The organism is Klebsiella sp. CTHL.F3a (assembly GCF_019890895.1).
Classification (GTDB): Bacteria; Pseudomonadota; Gammaproteobacteria; order Enterobacterales; family Enterobacteriaceae; genus Klebsiella; species Klebsiella grimontii.
The window spans coordinates 534,293-556,611 of sequence record NZ_CP082360.1 but is presented as its reverse complement, the minus strand read 5'-3'; the positions used below and the strand labels follow the sequence as shown (position 1 = coordinate 556,611).

General features: G+C 54.9%; 25 protein-coding genes. 6 read left to right on the top strand and 19 right to left on the bottom strand.

Annotation, left to right across the window (positions count from 1 at the left end; all coding sequences use genetic code 11):
- Positions 1–72 precede the first annotated feature (72 nt).
- From sspB to zapE, 5 genes are all read right to left on the bottom strand, one after another.
- Positions 73–561, bottom strand: coding sequence for a ClpXP protease specificity-enhancing factor (sspB, locus tag K7H21_RS02640; protein WP_014226996.1), 489 nt, complete (start codon positions 559–561; stop codon positions 73–75).
- 3 nt (positions 562–564) lie between these two features.
- Complete coding sequence (gene sspA, locus K7H21_RS02635; protein WP_004106197.1) at positions 565–1,203, bottom strand: stringent starvation protein SspA; 639 nt, start codon at positions 1,201–1,203, stop codon at positions 565–567.
- 311 nt (positions 1,204–1,514) lie between these two features.
- The gene (gene rpsI / locus K7H21_RS02630) at positions 1,515–1,907 is read right to left on the bottom strand and encodes a 30S ribosomal protein S9 (protein ID WP_000829815.1); all 393 of its coding nucleotides are present in this window, start codon (positions 1,905–1,907) and stop codon (positions 1,515–1,517) included.
- A 15-nt stretch (positions 1,908–1,922) separates the two neighbouring features.
- Positions 1,923–2,351 carry a 50S ribosomal protein L13 gene (gene rplM, locus K7H21_RS02625; RefSeq protein ID WP_004106200.1) on the bottom strand — a complete coding sequence of 143 codons (429 nt, stop codon included), beginning with the start codon at positions 2,349–2,351 and terminating at the stop codon, positions 1,923–1,925.
- Between the two features lie 219 nt (positions 2,352–2,570).
- Complete coding sequence (gene zapE / locus K7H21_RS02620) at positions 2,571–3,704, bottom strand: cell division protein ZapE (protein ID WP_223035547.1); 1,134 nt, start codon at positions 3,702–3,704, stop codon at positions 2,571–2,573.
- A gap of 190 nt (positions 3,705–3,894) precedes the next feature.
- On the opposite strand from zapE, the gene zapG reads away from it, so the two are divergent.
- The 3 genes from zapG (at position 3,895) to degS (ending at position 6,981) form a co-directional block, all read left to right on the top strand.
- A complete protein-coding gene (zapG, locus tag K7H21_RS02615; RefSeq protein WP_004125749.1) occupies positions 3,895–4,293 on the top strand; it encodes a Z-ring associated protein ZapG in 399 nt (132 codons plus the stop codon).
- A 172-nt stretch (positions 4,294–4,465) separates the two neighbouring features.
- Positions 4,466–5,833 carry a serine endoprotease DegQ gene (degQ, locus tag K7H21_RS02610; protein WP_004125752.1) on the top strand — a complete coding sequence of 456 codons (1,368 nt, stop codon included), beginning with the start codon at positions 4,466–4,468 and terminating at the stop codon, positions 5,831–5,833.
- An 86-nt stretch (positions 5,834–5,919) separates the two neighbouring features.
- Positions 5,920–6,981, top strand: a complete 1,062-nt coding sequence (gene degS / locus K7H21_RS02605) for an outer membrane-stress sensor serine endopeptidase DegS (RefSeq protein ID WP_004125755.1) — start codon at positions 5,920–5,922, stop codon at positions 6,979–6,981.
- 26 nt (positions 6,982–7,007) lie between these two features.
- On the opposite strand, the gene K7H21_RS02600 is transcribed toward degS, so the two are convergent.
- The 10 genes from K7H21_RS02600 to mdh form a co-directional block, all read right to left on the bottom strand.
- The gene (locus K7H21_RS02600) at positions 7,008–7,712 is read right to left on the bottom strand and encodes a triphosphoribosyl-dephospho-CoA synthase (RefSeq protein ID WP_049115098.1); all 705 of its coding nucleotides are present in this window, start codon (positions 7,710–7,712) and stop codon (positions 7,008–7,010) included.
- Between the two features lie 125 nt (positions 7,713–7,837).
- Complete coding sequence (locus K7H21_RS02595; RefSeq protein ID WP_004125763.1) at positions 7,838–9,139, bottom strand: oxaloacetate decarboxylase subunit beta; 1,302 nt, start codon at positions 9,137–9,139, stop codon at positions 7,838–7,840.
- A gap of 15 nt (positions 9,140–9,154) precedes the next feature.
- The gene (gene oadA, locus K7H21_RS02590; RefSeq protein ID WP_004125768.1) at positions 9,155–10,930 is read right to left on the bottom strand and encodes a sodium-extruding oxaloacetate decarboxylase subunit alpha; all 1,776 of its coding nucleotides are present in this window, start codon (positions 10,928–10,930) and stop codon (positions 9,155–9,157) included.
- A 15-nt stretch (positions 10,931–10,945) separates the two neighbouring features.
- Positions 10,946–11,194, bottom strand: coding sequence for an oxaloacetate decarboxylase subunit gamma (locus tag K7H21_RS02585; protein WP_123828720.1), 249 nt, complete (start codon positions 11,192–11,194; stop codon positions 10,946–10,948).
- 276 nt (positions 11,195–11,470) lie between these two features.
- Positions 11,471–12,088, bottom strand: a complete 618-nt coding sequence (gene ttdB / locus K7H21_RS02580; RefSeq protein ID WP_049114911.1) for a L(+)-tartrate dehydratase subunit beta — start codon at positions 12,086–12,088, stop codon at positions 11,471–11,473.
- Positions 12,088–12,987, bottom strand: a complete 900-nt coding sequence (gene ttdA / locus K7H21_RS02575) for a L(+)-tartrate dehydratase subunit alpha (protein ID WP_004125775.1) — start codon at positions 12,985–12,987, stop codon at positions 12,088–12,090. Before ttdA ends, ttdB begins: the two co-directional genes overlap by 1 nt.
- Before the next feature lie 32 nt (positions 12,988–13,019).
- On the bottom strand, positions 13,020–14,288 hold the full coding sequence (locus K7H21_RS02570) for an SLC13 family permease (protein WP_004125778.1): 1,269 nt from the start codon (positions 14,286–14,288) through the stop codon (positions 13,020–13,022).
- Positions 14,289–14,498: 210 nt separating this feature from the next.
- On the bottom strand, positions 14,499–15,164 hold the full coding sequence (locus K7H21_RS02565; RefSeq protein WP_087829073.1) for a GntR family transcriptional regulator: 666 nt from the start codon (positions 15,162–15,164) through the stop codon (positions 14,499–14,501).
- A complete protein-coding gene (locus K7H21_RS02560; RefSeq protein ID WP_087829072.1) occupies positions 15,136–15,780 on the bottom strand; it encodes a GntR family transcriptional regulator in 645 nt (214 codons plus the stop codon). Before K7H21_RS02560 ends, K7H21_RS02565 begins: the two co-directional genes overlap by 29 nt.
- Before the next feature lie 131 nt (positions 15,781–15,911).
- Positions 15,912–16,850 (bottom strand): malate dehydrogenase, encoded by a 939-nt coding sequence (mdh, locus tag K7H21_RS02555; protein ID WP_004125793.1) that lies wholly within the window; start codon positions 16,848–16,850, stop codon positions 15,912–15,914.
- A gap of 413 nt (positions 16,851–17,263) precedes the next feature.
- Here mdh and argR point away from each other — a divergent pair, with 413 nt between their 5' ends.
- The 3 genes from argR to yhcN-B all read left to right on the top strand — a co-directional run bounded on the left by argR (position 17,264) and on the right by yhcN-B (position 18,721).
- Positions 17,264–17,734 carry a transcriptional regulator ArgR gene (gene argR / locus K7H21_RS02550; RefSeq protein ID WP_004106225.1) on the top strand — a complete coding sequence of 157 codons (471 nt, stop codon included), beginning with the start codon at positions 17,264–17,266 and terminating at the stop codon, positions 17,732–17,734.
- Between the two features lie 354 nt (positions 17,735–18,088).
- Positions 18,089–18,352, top strand: a complete 264-nt coding sequence (yhcN, locus tag K7H21_RS02545; protein WP_004106226.1) for a peroxide/acid stress response protein YhcN — start codon at positions 18,089–18,091, stop codon at positions 18,350–18,352.
- Between the two features lie 102 nt (positions 18,353–18,454).
- Positions 18,455–18,721, top strand: coding sequence for a DUF1471 family stress response protein YhcN-B (gene yhcN-B, locus K7H21_RS02540; RefSeq protein WP_049114908.1), 267 nt, complete (start codon positions 18,455–18,457; stop codon positions 18,719–18,721).
- A 50-nt stretch (positions 18,722–18,771) separates the two neighbouring features.
- On the opposite strand, the gene K7H21_RS02535 is transcribed toward yhcN-B, so the two are convergent.
- From K7H21_RS02535 to aaeX, 4 genes are all read right to left on the bottom strand, one after another.
- Positions 18,772–19,047 (bottom strand): barstar family protein, encoded by a 276-nt coding sequence (locus tag K7H21_RS02535; protein WP_004125798.1) that lies wholly within the window; start codon positions 19,045–19,047, stop codon positions 18,772–18,774.
- Positions 19,048–19,187: 140 nt separating this feature from the next.
- Positions 19,188–21,155, bottom strand: a complete 1,968-nt coding sequence (aaeB, locus tag K7H21_RS02530; RefSeq protein ID WP_223035546.1) for a p-hydroxybenzoic acid efflux pump subunit AaeB — start codon at positions 21,153–21,155, stop codon at positions 19,188–19,190.
- Between the two features lie 5 nt (positions 21,156–21,160).
- The gene (aaeA, locus tag K7H21_RS02525) at positions 21,161–22,093 is read right to left on the bottom strand and encodes a p-hydroxybenzoic acid efflux pump subunit AaeA (RefSeq protein WP_087829071.1); all 933 of its coding nucleotides are present in this window, start codon (positions 22,091–22,093) and stop codon (positions 21,161–21,163) included.
- A 7-nt stretch (positions 22,094–22,100) separates the two neighbouring features.
- Positions 22,101–22,304 (bottom strand): p-hydroxybenzoic acid efflux pump operon protein AaeX, encoded by a 204-nt coding sequence (gene aaeX, locus K7H21_RS02520; protein ID WP_002918640.1) that lies wholly within the window; start codon positions 22,302–22,304, stop codon positions 22,101–22,103.
- Between the last annotated feature and the right edge of the window lie 15 nt (positions 22,305–22,319).

The following is a 22,319-nucleotide window of genomic DNA, read 5'->3' as shown; positions in this document are numbered from 1 at the left end:
GGGATGCTTTGCTTTACGGTAATCACTGTGAATGGCAGAAAGTAAAACAGGCCCCGAAGGGCCTGGAAAAAATCATTTCACGACGCGTAGCGCCGGACGCCCGCCGCGAGGTGGCGGCGTATCGTCAGGATCGTCGTCATGATTATCCGGCTTATCGCCATCGATCACCGACATGACCGTTTCGCTGTCAGGCAGCTCTTCGTCATCGTTCAGGCTAGTGACATCTTCATCATAGGCCGCTTCCGGTTCGAACATGGTCCCCGCGCCATTCTCACGCGCGTAAACCGCCAGTACGGCAGCCATCGGCACAGAAACATTGCGCGGCACGCCGCCGAAGCGCGCGTTAAAACGCACTTCGTCGTTGGCCAGCTCGAGGTTACCGACAGCGCGTGGGGCAATATTGAGAACAATTTGCCCATCGCGAGCGTACTCCATCGGGACCATTACGCCCGGCAGAGTCACGTCAACGACCAGATGCGGAGTCAGCTGGTTATCCAGCAGCCACTCATAGAACGCTCGTAACAGGTACGGGCGACGCGGCGTCAGCTGTGATACATCCATCATTTAGCCCCGACCGAGACGCATTTCACGTTCGGCTTCAGTTAAAGAAGCGAGGAAAGAGTCGCGCTCAAATACGCGAGTCATATAGCCTTTAAGCTCTTTCGCACCAGCACCGACCAGCTCTACGCCGAGAACCGGCAGACGCCACAGCAGCGGCGCCAGGTAGCAGTCCACCAGGCTGAACTCATCGCTGAGGAAGTAGGGCTTCTGGGTGAAAACTGGCGCAATCGCCTGTAGTTCTTCACGCAGCTGCTTACGCGCAGTATCAGCCTGAGAAGCGGTACCGGTTTGAATGGTATTCATCAACGAATACCAGTCCTTTTCGATACGCTGCATGTACAGACGGCTTTCCCCACGCGCCACCGGGTAAACCGGCATTAGCGGCGGATGCGGGAAACGCTCATCCAGATATTCCATAATGATGCGAGATTCCCACAGAGTGAGCTCACGATCCACAAGCGTCGGTACGCTTTGATTCGGGTTGAGGTCAATCAGATCCTGAGGCGGGTTGTCCTTCTCCACGTGCTCTATCTCAAAACTAACACCTTTTTCGGCCAGCACGATGCGGACCTGATGGCTATAGATGTCAGTAGGACCAGAAAACAGCGTCATTACCGAACGTTTGTTGGCAGCGACAGCCATGAAAACCTCCAGGTATATTCAGAATTTTTGTACTGCTGCCGACCACGCATGGCCAGCCAGATGTAAAAACCCCATTTGCGTGACTTCATTTCGTTCGTCATCCAAACAAAAAATGAACAATCACCTGCATTTGGGCAGAAAATTGGATGATAGTTTACCAGATTTTGAAGACGTTGTGGTGAGGGGATTCTGGAAATGCTGAAAAAGTGGTAATAATGGGGCGTTTGTAGAGGGAAAATGGCAAATTTATCCATAAAAAAACCCGCCGAAGCGGGTTTTTTCGCAAATTGTTCTGCGTGAGCAGAAAACAATTAACGTTTGGAGAACTGAGGACGACGACGTGCTTTACGCAGGCCGACTTTCTTACGTTCAACCTGACGAGCATCACGAGTAACGAAACCAGCTTTACGCAGTTCGCCACGCAGGGACTCGTCGTACTCCATCAGAGCGCGGGTGATACCGTGACGGATCGCACCAGCCTGACCAGAGATACCACCACCTTTAACGGTGATGTACAGATCTAATTTCTCAACCATGTCGACCAGTTCCAGCGGCTGACGAACTACCATGCGGGCAGTTTCACGACCGAAGTACTGTTCCAGAGAACGCTGGTTGATAACGATTTTACCGTTGCCCGGTTTGATGAAAACGCGAGCTGCGGAACTTTTGCGGCGACCGGTGCCGTAGTATTGATTTTCAGCCATTGCCTATAATCCCGATTAGATGTCAAGAACTTGCGGTTGCTGTGCCGCGTGGTTGTGCTCGTTACCCGCGTAAACTTTCAGCTTACGGTACATAGCACGACCCAGCGGGCCTTTTGGCAGCATGCCTTTAACCGCGATTTCAATCACACGCTCAGGACGGCGGGCAATCATCTCTTCAAAGGTCGCTTCTTTGATACCACCGATGTGGCCGGTGTGGTGGTAGTACATTTTGTCTTCGCGCTTGTTGCCGGTTACAGCAACTTTTTCTGCGTTCAGAACGATGATGTAATCACCAGTATCAACGTGCGGAGTGTATTCCGCTTTATGCTTGCCGCGCAGGCGCAGAGCCAGTTCGGAAGCCAGACGGCCCAGAGTTTTACCGGTCGCGTCAACAACATACCAGTCGCGTTTTACGGTTTCTGGTTTAGCTGTAAAAGTTTTCATTAAAAGCTTACCCAAATAAATAAGTTACACGTTGGTGAACACCCAAACGTTTAGTCAGTTGAGGTTCACACGACATTGTCCAGCAAACCTACCCCTTCGAATAGCCTATGCCGGCACATAGAAAGTTTTGGGAAAAAAACCTTCTCGTAACGTGGGGTCGCAAGATTATAGAGAAGTCGGGGTCAAAGATCGACCCCTTTATGTGATTTGTACCCGGTTTTACCCCGGTAAGTGTTCTCGCTTCAGATACTCCTCGCTCTGCATCTCCTGCAGGCGCGACAAACAGCGCTGGAACTCGAATTTTAACCTCTCGCCCTGATAGATCTCATAAAGCGGTACCGCCGCGCTGACCACCAGTTTAACGTGGCGCTCATAGAACTCATCGACCAGGGCGATAAAACGCCGCGCTTCGCTCTCCATCAGCCCGGTCATCACCGGAACGTCAAAGAGCATCACGGTATGAAACAACCGCGAGAGCGCAATATAGTCATGCTGGCTGCGCGCATCCACGCACAGCGTGGCGAACGATGCCGCCAGCGTCTGGTTCTCAACGCCCAGCGTCGGCAGCGGGCGATGGTTGATCTCCAGCGTCGGTGCCTGTTCGCGCTTCGCGCCTGCCAGCGCCAGCCACAGTTGATCCATCTGCTGCTGGGTCTCAGCGTTCAGCGGCGACAGCCACAAATGCGCCTGGGTTAGCGTGCGCAGGCGGTAATCAATACCGGCATCGACATTCATGATATCGCAATGTTGCTTAATGGCGTCGATGGCGGGCAGGAAGCGGGCGCGCTGAAGGCCGTTCCGGTACAGTTCGTCAGGAGGAATATTCGACGTCGCCACCAGGGTTATGCCACGAGCGAACAGCGCTTTCATCAGACCGCCCAACAGCATCGCATCGGTGATATCAGAGACGAAAAACTCATCGAAGCAGAGCACGTCGGTTTCAGCTTTGAAACGGTCCGCAACAATTTCCAGCGGATCGCTATGCCCCTGCAGCGTCGTTAACTCTTCATGTACCCGCAGCATAAACCGATGAAAATGCAGACGTTGTTTGCGTTCTCCCGGCAGGCTTTGATAGAACAGGTCCATCAGCCAGGTTTTTCCCCTGCCGACCCCGCCCCACATATAGAGACCGCGAACCGCGACCGTTTCGGCAACGGGTTCGCGCTTGCCCAGCAGTTTGCCGAATTTGGCCCGCAGACCGCCGCCGGTTTGCGGTGCGACCGAAGGTTTATTCTGCAGTTCTTGATAAATCGTATCGAGGCGGCTGACCGCTTCTCGCTGGACGTCGTCAGGTTGATGGCTCCCCTCCTTGAGAGAGGAAAGGTAACGCGATGTTGGGGACAGGCTTTGCATGATCTAATTGTTATTCCTTGAAAACCGTAATGCCATAGCTCACGATTGACGAAAAAAAGGCCGCTCTACACTACGTGATGATACGCCAGGATTCCACTTCTGTGGAATTAGCGGTTATAGTGGCATTATCGGGCGCAGGCGGAGAGCCTCACAGCCACCCTACGGAACCACAAAACAACGGGAGATGTTCATGACCTGGGAATACGCGCTAATTGGGCTAGTTGTCGGCATCATTATCGGCGCCGTCGCGATGCGTTTTGGCAATCGCAAATTACGCCAACAGCAGGCGCTGCAGTTTGAACTGGAAAAGAATAAAGCAGAGCTGGAAGAGTACCGCGAAGAGCTGGTAAGCCACTTTGCCCGGAGCGCAGAGCTGCTGGATAACATGGCGCATGATTACCGCCAGCTGTATCAGCATATGGCGAAAAGCTCCAGCAACCTGCTGCCGGACAGCATGGCGGACGCCAATCCGTTCCGCAATCGTCTGGAAGAGTCTGAAGCGGGTAACGATCAGGCCCCGGTCCAGATGCCGCGCGATTACTCTGAAGGCGCATCCGGCCTGCTGCGCGGCGGCGTAAAGCGCGATTAATCCGCCAACACCAGTAAAAATATTTTCCGGGCGCACCCTCTGCGCCCGTTTCAACCTCTCATCCCAGCTACAATTTAGCTATTGCCCACATTGTTACCGGGCCGAAAATTCAATAACATCGGACCATTCGGGACGTTTCCCATACACCTCAGGTTACGAGAGCCAGCATCTAATGAATAAACAGACTTTGCTGTTAAGTGCGTTAGCGTTAAGCGTTGGGTTGTCGTTGTCCGCCTTACCTCCGGCAGCAGCGTCTTTACCGACACAGGTTCCCGGCCAGGGCGCGTTGCCAAGCCTCGCGCCGATGCTGGAAAAAGTGTTGCCGGCGGTGGTGAGCGTACAGGTTGAGGGCACCGCGTCACCCGCGCAGAATATGCCGGAAGAGCTGAAGAAGTACTTTGGCGACAATGCGCCGCAAGAGCAGGCGCAGCCGTTTGAAGGCCTGGGTTCTGGGGTCATCATTGACGCGGCAAAAGGCTACGTGCTGACCAATAATCACGTGATTAATCAGGCGCAGAAAATCAGCGTCCAGCTTAACGATGGCCGCGAGTTCGATGCCAAACTGGTCGGCAGCGACGAGCAGAGCGATATCGCCCTGCTGCAGCTGTTAAAACCCAGTAATCTGACGCAAATCGCTATCGCCGACTCCGATAAGCTGCGGGTAGGCGATTTCGCCGTCGCCGTCGGTAACCCATTTGGTCTGGGTCAGACCGCCACTTCCGGGATTATTTCAGCCCTTGGCCGCAGCGGCCTGAACCTTGAAGGGCTGGAGAACTTTATCCAGACCGATGCCTCGATTAACCGCGGCAACTCCGGCGGTGCGCTGCTGAACCTCAACGGCGAGCTGATTGGTATCAATACTGCAATTCTGGCCCCCGGCGGCGGCAGCGTCGGCATTGGCTTCGCGATCCCCAGCAATATGGCGAAAATCCTCTCCCAGCAGCTAATTCAATTTGGTGAAATCAAACGCGGCCTGCTGGGCATCAAAGGCATGGAAATGAGCGCGGATATCGCCAAAGCGATGAATCTCGACGTCCAGCGCGGCGCCTTCGTCAGCGAAGTGCTGCCAAATTCCGGGTCGGCCAAAGCGGGCATCAAATCTGGCGACGTTATCATCAGCCTGAACGGCAAGCCGCTCAACAGCTTCGCCGAACTGCGCTCCCGCATCGCCACGACCGAGCCGGGGACCAAGGTGAAACTGGGGCTCCTGCGCGAAGGAAAGCCCGTAGAAGTTGAAGTCACTCTCGACAAGAGCACCTCTTCTTCCGCCAGCGCCGAACTTATCGCGCCAGCACTGCAGGGCGCATCGTTAAGCGACGGTCAGATGAAAGACGGGACCAAAGGCGTCGTCATTGATAATGTCGATAAAGCTAGCCCTGCCGCCCAGGCGGGGCTGCATAAAGACGACATCATTATTGGCCTCAACCGCGAGCGCGTACGGTCCATTGCCGAACTGCGAAAAGTGCTTGAAAGCAAGCCGACGGTGATTGCGCTGAACGTCATTCGCGGCAGCGAAAGCATCTATCTGCTGCTACGTTAACTCGCCTTCCGGGCATCGCGTGCAGTGCGATGTCCGGACAAGACGTGTTATGCTGCGCCTGTCCATCCATCAACGATATCTGCATCATGCCTGGAAAGCTTTTACGTTCGATACTTATTGGTTTGATTGTCGGCGGTCTGCTGCTGGCCGTTATGCCTTCGTTGCGCCAGTGGCAGCTTTCGCCAACCACGCAATACGATAGCGCGGATGAATCCCCTGCCAGCTATAATTCCGCCGTTCGCCGCGCCGCCCCGGCGGTCGTGAACGTCTATAACCGCGCCCTCAACAGCACCAGTCATAACCAGCTAACGCTCGGTTCCGGTGTGATCATGGACCAGCGCGGCTATATCCTGACCAATAAGCACGTTATCAACGATGCCGATCAGATTATCGTGGCCCTACAGGATGGTCGGGTTTTTGAAGCGCTGCTGGTCGGCTCGGATACTCTCACCGATCTCGCGGTGTTAAAAATCAACGCCAGCGGCGGCCTGCCGGTCATTCCGATTAACCCGAAACGCGTGCCACATATCGGTGACGTCGTGTTGGCGATCGGCAACCCGTACAACCTTGGGCAAACCATTACCCAGGGCATTATCAGCGCCACTGGCCGTATCGGCCTGAACCCCACCGGACGCCAGAACTTCCTGCAGACCGACGCGTCAATCAACCACGGTAACTCAGGCGGCGCGCTGGTGAACTCGCTGGGTGAGCTGATGGGTATCAACACCCTGTCATTTGATAAAAGCAACGATGGCGAAACGCCGGAAGGGATCGGCTTTGCAATCCCTTTCCAACTGGCAACCAAGATTATGGATAAGCTGATCCGCGATGGCCGCGTTATTCGCGGTTATATTGGGATCAGCGGCCGCGAAATTGCGCCGCTGCATGCGCAGGGCGGCGGCGGCATCGATCAGCTGCAGGGGATTGTGGTGAATGATGTTGCGCCGGAAGGCCCGGCGGCCCAGGCAGGGATCCGCGCCAACGACGTCATTATTTCGGTTAACGACAAACCCGCCGTTTCCGCCCTGGAAACCATGGATCAGGTCGCAGAGATTCGCCCGGGCTCGGAAATTCCGGTGGTGATTATGCGCGATGATAAAAAAATTACGCTGCATATCGCCGTCCAGGAATATCCGGCGACCAATTAACAGGCTCCCCGCCAGGGGAGCGCCTTTCAATCAGCAAACAATGGCCCGGCCGGGAATTTCGCCAGAAACCCGGTCACGGCCAGCAGCGACCGCAGCCCGGGCCACGCAAACTGGCGCTCCCGCAGCTCGTCATCCAGCGTTATCAGCGCAAACTCGCCTTTATCTCCCAGAACGCCGCCCTGCCAGAGCAACCGCTGGGCCTGCTGCCGCGCCCAGGGGGAATCACTTTTCCAGGCCAGCAGATGCAGCAGCGCCTGCTGCAGGCAGATGCCATGTGAATGATTATCCCGCTGCAGCCGCCGGTAAACCGGTAGCGGTATGCTACGCACGGTATAGAAACCGCTGCGGATTTCGCTATCAACATCCGCCATGCCAGCACAAAACTGACCGGCCAAATCGCACAGACGATTGTGCGTCAGCGCCTGCCCCAGAGCATCCAGGCGACCGGCCGCCGCACACAGCAGCGCGTATCTTTGCCGCTCATGTGACAGCGAACCAGGCAGCGTCGGCACCGTTTCAAAAGCCCGGGCCTGCGCATGCCGTACGCCAGCATCATAACACTGGACAAAGAAATCATGGCTACCCTGAGCGATTGAGGGGTGTGCCAGCAAATTCAGCGCCGGTTGCAGCTGTTCGAGCTCATTGAGCGACGCCAGCATGTCATCCACGACCACGTCCTTTGTTGATGTCGACGCCCTGCAGCCAGGACGTAATGCTATGGTTTCATTCATCAAAGTCTCCTTACAGAAAATCCCCGGGTCGCGGCTAACGCCTTACCCGGGCTACGGGTTTACAGTCATCTGCGATCCCGTAGCCCGGGCAGGCGCAACGCGCCGCCTCCGGGAAGAGCACAGAACTACATCGCCAGCACGTACTTGAGCATCACCCCGGCGGCAATCGCCGAGCCAATCACTCCCGCCACGTTCGGGCCCATCGCGTGCATCAGCAGGAAGTTCTGCGCATCCGACTCCAGCCCCACTTTGTTCGACACCCGCGCCGCCATCGGTACCGCCGACACGCCCGCCGAGCCAATCAGCGGGTTGATTTTGTGCTTACTGCACAGGTTCAGCAGCTTCGCCATCAGCACGCCCGCCGCCGTCCCCACGCAGAACGCAATCACCCCCAGCACCAGTATCCCCAGCGTCTGCGGCTGCAGGAACTTGTCCGCCACCAGCTTCGCCCCTACCGATAACCCGAGGAATATCGTCACGATATTTATCAGCCCGTTCTGCACCGTGTCGCTCAGGCGCTCCACCACCCCGCTCTCGCGCATCAGGTTGCCGAAGCAGAACATCCCCAGCAGCGGCGCCGCGTCCGGCAGCAGCAGCGCCACCAGCAGCAGCAGTACCGCCGGGAACAGAATCTTCTCCCGCTTACTCACTGTGCGCAGCTGCACCATGCGGATTTTCCGCTCCTTCTCGCTGGTCAGCGCCTTCATAATCGGCGGCTGGATTAACGGCACCAGCGCCATATACGAGTACGCCGCCACCGCGATGGCGCCCAGCAGCTCCGGCGCCAGTTTCCCGGAGAGGTAAATCGCCGTCGGCCCGTCCGCGCCGCCGATGATGCCGATGGCCGCCGCCTGCGGCAGGGTGAAGCTGATAATCCCGAAGTAGTTCAGCGTCAGCGCCCCGAGCACCGTGGCGAAGATGCCGAACTGTGCCGCCGCCCCCAGCAGCAGGGTCCTCGGGTTGGCCAGCAGCGGGCCGAAGTCGGTCATCGCCCCGACGCCCATAAATATCACCAGCGGGGCGATGCCCGAGCCGATGGCGACCTTATAAAAAATCGCCAGCACCCCGGCGGAGTAGCCCATATCCACGGCGAGGTCTTCCATCTGCCCCTGCACCGACGGCAGCGCCAGGGCCAGTGCCTCCTTGATGGCATGAACGTCCGGCGTACAGTTAAGCTTCGCCGCAATCACCGCCAGCTGCCCGGCGTCGTGATGGGCCAGCAGGCTCTCCAGGGCGGTCAGCGCCAGCCCGGCCTCGGGAATATTCGACAGCAGCCCGCCGAAGCCAATCGGCAGCAGCAGCAGCGGCTCGAACTTCTTCGCGATGGCCAGCCACAGCAGCAGCAGGCTCACCAGCAGCATGACGGCCTGGCCGCCGCCGAGGTGCATCAGCCCCATGCCCTGAATCAGGGCGTTCAGACTTTCCATTTCCGTTCCTCTTCCTTACGCCAGGGCCAGCAGGGTGTCGCCCACCGCGACCGCGTCCCCGGATTTCACCGCGATACCGCGCACGGTCCCGGCCTGCGCGGCGCGGATTTCGGTTTCCATCTTCATGGCCTCCAGAATCAGCAGTACGTCGCCCTCGGCCACGCTCTGGCCCTCGGTGGCCAGCACCTTCCAGATAGTGCCCGCCAGCGGCGCGGTCACCGGCGTACCGGCGCCTGCCGGGGCGGCAGCCTGAGCCGGGGCGGAAGGCGCCGCCGGAGCGGCCGCTGTCAGCGGGCTGATATCGCCGCCGTCGCTGACCTTCACCACAAAGGCTTTCCCTTCCACTTCCACGGTGTAGACGCCGGAAGCGGCGGCTTTCACCGGAGCGGCGGCAGGTTTTGCCTCTTCCGCCTGTGGCAGCGGCTCAAAGGCCGCCGGGTTATGGCGGTTCTCAAGGAACTTCAGGCCGACCTGCGGGAACAGCGCCACGGTGAGCACGTCGTCGATGGCGTTCTCCGCAAGCGTGATGCCCTTCTCCTGCGCCTGGCGCTTCACGTCGGCTTCCAGCTCCGCCAGCTCCGGCTTCAGCAGGTCCGCCGGGCGGCAGGTGATGGCTTCGGCGCCGTCCAGCACGCGGGCCTGTAATGCCGCGTTGACCGGCACCGGGGTGTGGCCGTACTCGCCCTTCAGAATGCCGGCGGTCTCCTTCGCAATGGTTTTGTAGCGCTCCCCGGTGAGGACGTTAAGCACCGCCTGGGTGCCGACAATCTGCGAGGTGGGGGTGACCAGCGGGATAAAGCCGAGGTCTTCGCGCACGCGGGGGATTTCCGCCAGCACCTCATCCAGACGGTGGGCGGCGTTCTGCTGCTTCAGCTGGCCTTCGAGGTTGGTGAGCATGCCGCCCGGCACCTGGGCCACGAGGATACGGCTGTCGGTGCCCTTCAGCTGGCCTTCGAAGGCGTGGTATTTTCTGCGCACTTCGCGGAAGTACGCGGCGATGCTCTCCAGCTTCAGGATATCCAGCCCGGTGTCATGTTCCGTTCCGGCCAGCGTCGCCACCAGCGCCTCGGTGGCCGGGTGGCCGTAGGTGGCGCTCATGGACGAGATGGCGGTATCGACGCCGTCGACGCCGGCCTCGATGGCCTTCAGCAGGGCCATCTCCGCCATCCCGGTGGTGGCATGACAGTGCAGGTGCAGCTTCACGTCATAACGTTTTTTGATTTCACTCACCAGCTCAAAGGCGGCCATCGGGGTGAGAATGCCCGACATGTCTTTAATCGCAATGGAATCGACGCCGGTTTCCAGCAGCTGTTCGGTCAGGTCGAGCCAGGTCTGCAGGGTGTGAGCCGGACTGGTGGTGTAGGAGAGCGTGCCCTGGGCGTGCGCGCCGTGGCTGCGCACCGCCTGCAGGGCGGCCTGCATATTGCGCGGGTCGTTCATGGCGTCGAAGACGCGGAACACGTCCATGCCGTTTTTGACGGCGCGCTCAACGAAGCGCTGCACCACGTCATCGGCGTAGTGGCGGTAGCCGAGCAGATTCTGGCCGCGGAGCAGCATCTGCAGCGGGGTCTTCGGCATGGCCTTTTTCAGTTCGCGCAGGCGGACCCAGGGGTCTTCGCCGAGGAAGCGGATGCAGGCGTCGAAGGTGGCGCCGCCCCAGCATTCGAGGGAGCCGTAGCCCACGTCGTCGAGCCGCGCGGCGACGGGGAGCATATCGTCGAGGCGCAGGCGGGTGGCAAAAAGGGACTGGTGGGCGTCGCGCAGGACGACATCGGTAATGGCAACGGTCATGGATTCCTCCGTGAATTAAGGGTTAAGGCGGCGATGGTGGTGAATAGCGGCGACAATTACCGGCTTTAAGCGGGCGAAGTCGTCAGCGGGCGCGGCGGCAGGTGTGGCCTTCGGCGCGGGAGCCGGTTCCGGGAAGAAGCGGTTGACGGCGGCGGACATGCTGCGGATGGCGAAAATCAGCAGGAACAGAAACGCCAGCACAAAGCCCATGCCGAGGCACATCAGGGTGAAGCCTTCACCCAGTAACAGTGCTGCATTAGTCATAAAATAGCCTTCAGGCAGGAGGCACGATAATGATGTTATTTATATCCATCGTCTTTCAAGTTGCTTCTTTGTTGGCTACGTTCGTTCACCCCAGCCACTTACTTGAGTAAGCTCCTGGGGATTCTCTCTCTTGCCGCCTCAAAGCAACTCGAAATCCATTGGGTATATAACGAAAATAATAAGGATGGAGTTCCCTGAACCGCCCCGGCCAGAGTCCTTGTTTATTATCGCAATAAACGTATCGCCATCATTATCGTGCAATTTATATAACCCAGATTATTTGATAAAGCTTACGTTCTGGCATATTTCATCAGCGACGAGCTCTTTACGCTGGTTAAAAATAATCTTGTTCTGTTCGAACAGGTTATTTCCATGGGTATCAATAGAGACAATCAGCGGACCAAACTCTTTTACCCGACATACCCATAGCGTTTCCGGCATTCCCAGATCGCGCCACTGCGCATCTTCGATCTCTTCCACGCACACCGCAGCCACTACCGCGCAACCGGCCGGGAATACGCAGTGCAGCGCTTTATGCTCCGCGCATCCCTCCTCGGTACCTTTCCCCATGCCGCCTTTCCCAACAATTAATTTCACGCCGGTCTTTGCAATAAATTCTTTTTCGAATTTTTCCATGCGCATGCTAGTGGTCGGCCCAACGGAAACCATTTCAAACTTATCGTCCTCACCTTTAATCGGACGGACAATCGGTCCGGCGTGTAAAATAGCGCCACCGCTAACATCAACGGGTAATTCGCGCCCACCTTCAATTAAACGACGGTGCGCCACATCGCGACAGGTCACAATATGACCGTTGAGATAAATAATATCGCCCGCTTTAATATCGGCTAAATCTTCATTTTTAATCGGCGTCGTAAGGATTTTTTTAGTCATCAGAAATTCACTCCGCTGTGAGACGTAATGGTGTAGTTCAAGTCTTTATCAAAAACGATATGTCCTTTTCGGTGCGACCAGCAGCCGACGTTCACCGCCACCCCGATGGTGGAGGGATGGCGCGCGGTGTTTTCAATATTCACACCCATGACGGAGGTATTACCGGACATCCCCTGAGGCCCAAGGCCAATTTTGTTAATGCCGTCTTCCAGCATTTTTTCCAACGACGCCGCACGTTCATTCTCATTGTGCGAGCCTATAGGGCGCATCAGCGCTTTTTTCGACAGTAGCGCCGCCGTTTCAACGGAAGTCGCCACGCCCACGCCTACCAGCAGCGGTGGACACGCGTTTAAACCGTAGCTGGTCATCACGTCGAGAACAAAGCGGGTAACGCCTTCATAACCCGCGCCCGGCATCAGCACCATCGCTTTCCCCGGCAGGGAACAGCCGCCGCCCGCCATATAGGTATAAATGCTGCACCGATCGGAATTGGGAACGATCTCCCAGAATACCGTCGGCGTACCTTTACCCACGTTTTTACCGGTGTTGTATTCATCAAAAGTCTCAACGCTGTTGTGGCGCAGCGGGGAATCCACGGTCGCTTTGATCACCGCTTCACGCAGCAGCGCTTCCAGTTCACCGATCAGCGGGAAGTTAGCCCCGCACTCCACCAGAAACTGAATCACGCCGGTATCCTGGCATGAAGGGCGATCCAGCTCTTTTGCCAGACGCTGGTTCTCAATCATGGTCGTAAAGATGACGTCGGCCAGTTTACTGGTCTCTTTCTTATGCAACTCTTCCAGTTTTACGGTGACATCATCAGGCAAGACTTTGCCGGTGTACCCCACAAATTTGGCCATAATATTGGTCATATGGGATATCTGTTCACTTTTGCTCATACAGGCTCCTTAGTCAGGACAGCTTCCGTTCATTACGGATGAAAAGGGAAAAGGATTGGCAGCAGAATCAGGCTGACAATGGTGGAAACGATAATCAGTGGGATGCCGGATTTGGCGTAGTCAACAAACTTATAGCCGCCTGCCGACAGCACCATCATGTTGGCAGGCATGCCGATTGGCGTGGCGTAGGCGCAAGAACTGCCAATAACCGTCGCCATTAGCACCGCACGAGGATCGGCGCCCATGCCCGCCGCAATCGACAGGCTCACCGGTACTAACAACGCGACGGTCGCGGTGTTGGACATGAAGTTAGTCATAATGATGGACAGCGCAAAGACCACCACCAGCAGCATAAACGGCGAAGAGTTTTGTCCCAGCAGGCCAATCACGTGATCCGCCACCAGTTTTCCCGCCCCGGTCATTTCCAGCGCTTTCGCCAGCGCCAGCGTGCCGCCGAAGATAAAAATAGTCTGAGAATCAATGGCTTTATAGGCCTGCTTTTCTGTAAGCACGCCGGTAACCACCAGCACCAGCGCGCCGATACAGCCCGCTACCGCAAGACTCACACCGGTCTGCTTTTCGAAAATCATGCCGAGGATCGTGGCGATCAGAACAACGAAAGAGAGGATTTGCTTCCAACGCGGAACGTGACTGTAATCGCGCTGTTCGCCGACGCTGCCAACTTCCCCACGGTTCGGGTGGTTGGGCAGGAATTTATAGCCGATGGTCAAGAAGTAAATAACGCCGCAAACCAGCATCGGTAAACCGAGTTTGGCATATTCAAAAAAGCCAAAACCGCTGCCAATATTCTGCAAAGCTGACTGCGCAATCAGGTTGCCCGGCGCGCCAATCAACGACAGGTTACCGCCGAGCGCGGCAGCGAAAACCAGCGGCATCAGCAGTCGGGAACGAGCAAAGCCTGATTTTGCCGCCACACCGATAACGACCGGGATCAGGACGGCTGCGGTACCGGTATTGGAGAGGAAACCGGACATCACGCCAACCACGACCATAATGGTAAAAATCAGCTGCTTTTCCGTTTTCGCGAAGCGAGTAATCACGCCCCCCACCTTATTCGCCATCCCGGTTTCAAATAGCGCCCCGCCGACGATAAACATGGCGACGAAGAGAATAACGTTGGTGTCGATAAAGCCGGCGAAAGCCTGCTTGAGATTGAGCACGCCGGTGAGAACCAGCGCGACGCAAACCACCATAGACGTGACCGCGAGCGGTATTTTTTCCCACACAAACATGGCGATAGCAAACACCAGCAAACATAGAGTAATGGTAATCGGTTCCATATTTATAATTATCCCATCAATGATATATGATATTGTATCCAATATTGACGAGAGGGAAACTATTCCCATACAAAGACTAAGTCAATGCGTTTTTCACGAAAGAGTCAGGATTGCGATCTTTATCAAAATCCCGCAAAAGCAGTACCTTAGCGAAATTAATTTATGGAATGAATAGATAAGACGCCTGCAACGATCGTACAGGCGATTAGGTCAGGCCGAGGGCTCGCCGACATAGCGCGTCAGCATATTCTCCATCGAACGGATGATATGCTCGCGCATTAGCTGACGGGCCAACGCTTCATTATGCTGCTCCAGGGCCAGTAAAATCCCTTTATGCTCGCGTATGGAAATGATCGCGTACTCTTCCTCGGTGACCTTATGCCCCATCGAGAGCCCGTTCCACATATTGCTGAGCAGCAGCTTCATTTTGCCGTTTCCGGCCGCGTTCCATATCTCCATATGAAAAGCCTGATTGAGGTCAGAATATTCAGCTGAGTTATTTTCCGCCAACGCTTTTTCCGCAGCGTAATGAACTTCGGCAATGCGCGAAATGTCCGTCCCAGGGCGAGAAGCTTTAGCGACCGCTTCACTCTCCAGCAGCGCGCGAATCTCGTAATGCTCGCGAATCGTTTGTTCGTTAATCCCCAGCACAACCGCCCCTTTATTGGGGCGGACTTTAATCAGCCCATCCGCAGCCAGTATCTGAAATGCTTCACGCACGGGCATACTGGATACGCCAACCATACTGGCGATCCCTTCAAGGGTTATTTCTTGCCCTTCAACTAAATCTCGCGACAGTATCGCTTTACGTAAGACTGCCGCGACCTGCTCTTTCGCTGAAAGAAGCTTAATTTTCCCTAATCGAGGCTTCTGCACTTTCCCAATCCTTCATGTGTTGACGCATTATTTCTGCCAGAGAGAGGAAATAACGCTGCGTTTCCTGCGCGATCTCGGCGCGATCGCCTTGATGGATAGCATCCATCAGAGAACTGAGTATTTGCGCCGACTCCTGATTATCCTCTTTCAGATACAGAATGACATAGCCGATATAACCATCTAAAAACTGCTGATAAATTTTTTCCAGATAGCGGTTATCAATATAAGAAATAAGCGCCTGATGAAACGCCAGCTCCCGAGTCCTTTCACCAGGAAGCCCCAACTCTCGTGCTCTCGTAGCCAGCGACTCGCCTGCCGACGCGGGCACCAGTGAAAAAAGCGCCGTTGCCATCGCCGCAATGGCCTGGAAAATATGGCTGACGTGGTCAGGCTCCAGCCGAGAGACCTGCATATGGCGGTTTGGCAAGCGCACCAGAAACCCTTCCTGCTCCAGGGCCTGTAACGCTTCACGAACCGGCATACGAGAAAGCCCCAGCTGTTCCGCAATACTCTCCTGCGCGAGCTCATCCCCCGACTTCATACTGCCGGAAAGGATCTCGTAACGGATCATTTGAGTAATTTGGTCCCTGGTCTGCTTTCTTTCAATTTTTTTCACGACGTCCTCGTTTGTTGCCGCTCAAGACGCGGGGAGTTTAGCAGATTTACCAGCAGGTTGAGTCATTCAGGGGCGGGAGAAAGGCATAAAAAAGCCGGAACCCAGGCTCCGGCTTCTCTTTTAATGAAGCGTTATTTATTCACAAAGTCTTCGCCAAGGGCGATATCTTTCTTCAACGTATCCAGCATCCCCTCCAGCGCCTGCTGCTCAAACGCGCTCAGTTTACCGATAGACTGACGCTGCTCTACGCCATTTTTACCTAACAGCAACGGCTGAGAGAAGAAGCGGGCATATTGGCCATCGCCTTCAACATAGGCGCATTCCACCACGCCTTTCTCTCCCTGCATGGCACGAACTAAAGAGAGACCGAATCGCGCGGCGGCCTGCCCCATTGATAGCGTTGCTGAGCCACCACCGGCTTTTGCTTCAACAACTTCAGTACCAGCGTTTTGAATACGTTTAGTCAAATCCGCCACTTCCTGATCGCTGAAGCTGACGCCCGGAATTTGTGACAATAAAGGAAGAATAGTCACACCGGAGTGGCCGCCAATAACCGGAACCTCAACGTCTGACGAAGATTTGCCTTTTAGTTCAGCGACAAAGGTATTCGAGCGGATAATATCCAGCGTCGTGACGCCAAACAGCTTGTTCTTATCGTAAACACCGGCTTTTTTCAGCACTTCTGCGGCAATCGCCACGGTGGTGTTCACCGGGTTGGTGATAACCCCGACGCAGGCCTGCGGGCAGGTTTTGGCGATTTGCTGTACCAGATTTTTCACAATACCGGCATTAACGTTGAATAAATCGGAGCGATCCATTCCGGGCTTACGCGCTACGCCCGCGGATATCAGCACCACATCAGCACCTTCCAGCGCAGGGGTGGCGTCTTCGCCGGAAAAACCTTTGATTTTTACATCGGTAGGGATATGGCTAAGATCAACCGCCACGCCCGGAGTTACCGGAGCGATGTCGTACAACGAGAGTTCTGAACCTGAAGGCAGTTGGGTCTTAAGTAGTAGGGCAAGCGCCTGGCCGATTCCACCAGCGGCGCCGAGGACTGCAACTTTCATCCTAAACTCCTTATTATGGTTAAAATAGTCTTTCGTTACTCCGTCGCCTGGACCTTAATTCACAAGATGAACAATTACAATAATTATGGCTGAAGAATGCGTGGTCGTGCGCAGCGATGCAGCAGCTTCGCATTTTCCTCCCTGAGACTGACCATCCAGCAAAGCGTAGTACCGGATCGACTATTGGTTACAATACACCCAGCGCATTGAGCAGAACAACATCATTTAATAACATTTCATTTACTTTTGTAGCAATTTGCGCGCCGTGACGAAAGCATGTTCCTTATTAGGGTTTTTTGCTAAAATATGCGCCCTTCATAACATTATTTACGCTTCTCCCCTGCGGATTATTTGCATAAAAATGCATGTTTATGCATAATGATGTTGTTTTTACCACCATAATTGGGTGACTTATGCGTAGTTCGGCAAAACAAGAAGAACTGGTTAAGGCGTTTAAAGCGCTGCTTAAAGAAGAAAAATTCAGCTCTCAAGGTGAAATCGTACAGGCTCTGCAAGAGGAAGGCTTCGATAATATCAACCAATCGAAAGTCTCACGTATGCTCACTAAGTTTGGCGCCGTACGCACGCGTAACGCCAAAATGGAAATGGTTTACTGCCTGCCCGCCGAGCTTGGCGTCCCGACGACCTCCAGCCCGCTAAAAAACCTGGTGCTGGATATCGACTATAACGATTCGGTCGTGGTTATTCATACCAGCCCAGGCGCAGCGCAGCTGATCGCCCGGCTTCTGGACTCCCTGGGCAAAGCTGAAGGTATTCTCGGCAGCATTGCCGGTGATGACACTATCTTTACCACCCCGGCCAGGGGTTTTACCGTTAAAGAGCTGCATGACGCCATTCTCGTTCTGTTTGAGCAGGAACTCTGATCCCCTCCCCTCTGGTTAACGCCAGAGGGTATCCCTTCAAAAAATTATCATTTCTTTAACATTTTGTGTGTTTTTCCGTTTCTATACATTCATTTACGTGATGAAACCCACTTAAGCGCACAAAAGATCAAATTCATATAACCTCATGATTTTATTAATCATAATCGCCTAACCTGGCAAGATTGTGACATTTCTAATTCTTATACGTTATAAAAAAGACATTTCTTTGTAATTATTTACATGAAAAACAATTAGCAAGGTATTAATATTTTCAGTGATTAGTGTATACTTGATTTTGTGATGAGGGTCACGAAACAAAGACCCCCAACAAAAAGATTCGACGAGGTGAACATCATGAAAATCAAAACCACTGTAGCAGCATTAAGCATCCTTTCCGTTCTGTCTTTCGGCGCCTTCGCCGCTGACTCTATCAACAGCGAACAGGCTCAAGGCCGTCAGGCAATCGGCACCGTTTCCGTCGGCGCGGTAAGTTCTTCCCCGATGGATATGCACGAAATGCTGAACAAGAAAGCACAAGAAGAAGGTGCTTCTTCATACCGCATTATTGAAGCACGTACCGGTGACCACTGGCACGCAACGGCTGAGCTTTATAAATAAGATTTAACGATTGTCGGTCATTAACTGAAACAGAATCTCTCCAGCGGCCCCAGGTTTATTAAGCCTCCCGCCGCTGCAAATATTAAGGTTGGAGAAAAGATTATGAAAAGCGCAATTATCATCGCATCCCTGGGTCTGGCTTCCGTTCTCTCTTTCGGCGCAAACGCTGCCGTCAATCAAGTGAATGCTGAACAGGCGCAAAATCTGCAGTCCATGGGCACCGTTTCCGTTTCTCAGGTAGGCAGCGCGCCGATGGATATGCGCCAGGAACTGGCGGCTAAAGCTGAAAAAGAAGGCGCCAGCAGCTACCGAATTATTGAAGCCCGTACCGGCGATAGCTGGCACGCTACGGCTGAGCTGTACAAATAAACCCTCGTCGTCTTATCCGACGACTTGCCCCCGCTCTGTCGGGGGCTTTTTTACGACTGCCGCACATTAAAACGAAGCTCCCCTTCCAGCTCTTCTTCCGCTTCATCAAATAGCAATATTATCGCGCCAAAGCGCCGTCGCTGATTATCGCTTAAATGAATAAACTCAATCTCTAGCGGCAGGGGCAGCAGCCCTGCGGTCACCGCTTCCCACAGCGAATCCAGGTTGTTCACTTTCTCACGCGTTAAGCCAAAGGTACGTGAAAACTCACGATAAAAATCCTGCTGTTCAGCTATTTCATCAAAATCAAAGGTATAGGTAGTCATTGCCCGCATCCTGTCCACACCTGCAACTTTTCATAGCCCGGTCATCCCGGCGTGTAGTTCCACTCTGACGGTAGAATTCATACTCAGACAATTAAGTATAGCGATAAAAAAACCGACGCTTCAGGCGTCGGTTCTGGCGGCTAGCTATTGGTTAATACATGCTGGTACTTATGCAGCATCTCCACCAGCCTTCGCACCGGCTCGGTCACCTGCGGAGAGGCTTCCCAGAGCTGTAATTTTTGCTGGTAAATATCCAGCTCATTAAGCAGGCGGGCAAAATAGTAGCGGCGCTTATCATCGCTACTGGCGGAAATGACGCGATCCGCCGTACGACGCAACTGCCGGTGGAATACCGACAGGTCGTCATTTATCGGTACTGGCGCGTCGCGCAGGCGCTGATGCGCAATAATCAGGGTCAGCGCCAGACGAAAGCGGGCGATATCGCCGGGAAATTTATTCAGCAACAAAAAGAGCTGGCGATACAGGGCCGGCAAATGGTTTTCCTTTCGTCGCGCCGTATTGGTGGTCAGCGATGATACCGCCGCCGAGACAAACTGGTTGAGCAACACGCGACCGGTGCGAGCCTGAGAGTTATCGCGAACCAGTAAAATCACCATCAGCGCGAGGAAACACCCCACGATCTGGCCTAAGGCGCTATCCAGAAATTGGTTGAATTGAAACTTCATCGGATTATCCAGCACCAGAATATTAATGGTGCTGGCCAGCGCCCCCAGCGAACCCAACCGCCGCTTTTGCACCTCGATACCGATAAAAAATGCCATCACCGCCAGGCTGATACACAGCAGCAGCATACTTTGCTGAGTCGCGGGCATAATCACGAGGAAAAACAGCGCCCCCAACGGTAATGCCGCCAACGTGCCGTAGAGGAAATCGATAGCCACCATTCGCGGATTAGGCAAACGCATCGCTAAGGCAGTGACAACTGCGATCATCACCATCGCCCCGCTACCTGAAGTCCAGCCGGTCCACAGCCAGAACAGCGTACCGAGGATGCAGGAGATCGACGTACGCCAGAAGTTGACCATCGCATGATGTCGCTCGGCGGATTCCGCCTTCACCACCACTTCACCTTGCAGCACTTCCGCTTCAATACGGCTGATTTTGGTATTGCCAACCACGCCCCGCTTCAAAAGTAGATAGCGCGTCGCGGCCCCGACCCAGCTGTAGATCGTCACCGGCGTATTGTGCTCTCCCTTCCAGGTTAAAAAGCGGCGCATCCGCTTTAACTGGCGGTGCACGTCCTGCACGGTCTCAACCGGTTCAGCGAACAGCTCGCGGTAGTCATCGGTGACCATCTCAGGCCGGGCATTCTGAATCAAATAGGTTTCACAGGCCTGGGTAATTAAGGTCAAAGAGAGGGTATTGATCGCCTTCAGCCGCTGGTTCACTTTTGCCCAGCGCGAGGACTCCATAATTAAGTTTCCGCGCATCCCTTCCAGCCCGTTGGTGCGGCGAACCAGCGCGCTCCAGGCCTTATCGACTTCGTCTTTATCGGCATACGCCACGCAAAGCTGCATCAGGCGGTATTGATCGATCAGCAGGTTATCCAGCTCAAGGTCGATCTCTTTTTTAATCGACCGCGGCGAAAATAGCAGGTCGGCCACGATAGCGCTGACGATACCAACAACAATTTCACTGCACCGTTCGACGGCGAACTGCGGCGCCAGCATCGGCTCTTCGTGGATAGTGATAATAATGATAAGCGCGGTATAGCCCGCCAGGCCCCAGGCATAGGAGTTCTCAACCCGCACCAGAGAGGAGATCCAGGTACAGAACCCTGCCCACAGGCAGCAGACCAGCACCATCAGCAGCGGGGCGCGGATCATCAGGATGATAATCGCCAGCGCGGCGATACAGCCGATAAAGGTACCGACAATACGCAGCATCCCGCGATAGCGGATAGCCCCGGAGTAAGGCTCTCCGCCGGCGGCAAACGCCGGGCCGGCGGCCACGATGGCCGCGGTAAGCACCGCCCAGCGCGGTGTTTCCAGCTGAAAGTGAAAACCGACGAATAACGCCAGCACCACCGCACAGGCTAATTTAATGGCAAAGCGGAGATGCCGGGGTTCGATGGTGAAAATCCCCATGGCGATTAACCGAACTCACGCAGGCGCATCGCCAGTTTCTGGAAGAAACTTGTCCGGCTGGAATCGCGGTCGTCTTTACCAGTAATCACCACCGTCGCCGTCGTCCCGGCCGGCCAGAGATTACCTTGCTGCTGGTCAAGGTGAATACGTACCGGCACCCGCTGTGCCAGGCGTACCCATTCAAGATTAGAGTCAATAGAGGCCAGCCCTTTCGTATCGCTACTGCTGCTGGCATTGGTCACCCCAGCAGCAATGCTGTCGACGGTGCCTTTAAGGGTTTGCACGCTTCCCAGCGGGGTAATTTCGGCGCGGAAGCCAGGACGCACGCCCTCAAGCTTGGTCTCTTCCAGGTAGGCCATCACATAGAAGGTATTCTGCTTGACCAGCGCAACCGCGGTAGAACCGCGGGTGATAAACTCGCCGCTGTAGACGTTCAGGTTCGTCACCCAGCCATCAGCCGGAGCGCGAATGACCGTGCGTTCAAGATCAAGCTTCGCCAGATCGCGACTCGCGATCGCTTTTGCCAACTGATGCTCAACGGTTTGCAGAACGTTATTCGCCTGGTCAATCTCCTCCCGGGACATGGCCTGGACGCCAAGGCGGTTACGACGGCCGGCTTCAACGCGCTTCTCCTGCGCCAGAGTCTGGTAATAGGAGACATCGGCTTCAGCCTCAGCTAAGGCTTTCTGGTAACGCGGCTGATCAATGACGAACAAAACCTGGTCTTTCTTAACCAGTTGGTTATCCTTGATATTCACCTGCGAAATCAGGCCGGAAACATCGGGAGCGATGGCCACAATATCCGCACTAAAGCGCGCATCGCGCGTCCAGGGCGAGGCGGTGTAATACACCCATGCGCGAAAAATCGCCAAAAATGCCAGGATAACCAGTATCACAGTGATTGCGGTACGGAGGATATTTCTTGTTAGTGTTTTCACATCTACCTCAAACGAACAAACGCGATATCAGATAAAACAGGCAGCAATAGAGCGCGGTATTAAACAGTGCCGGATGCCAGACAAAATCATAGATGCCGGTCGGAACCAGCAGGCGATGCACCAGCCAGAAGATGGCGAGCGACAACAGCAACTCAAAGAAGATCGGCGGAAACGACAAGCCGAAAATCACAATGACAGGAAACAGACTCATGATGACCTTGATAAG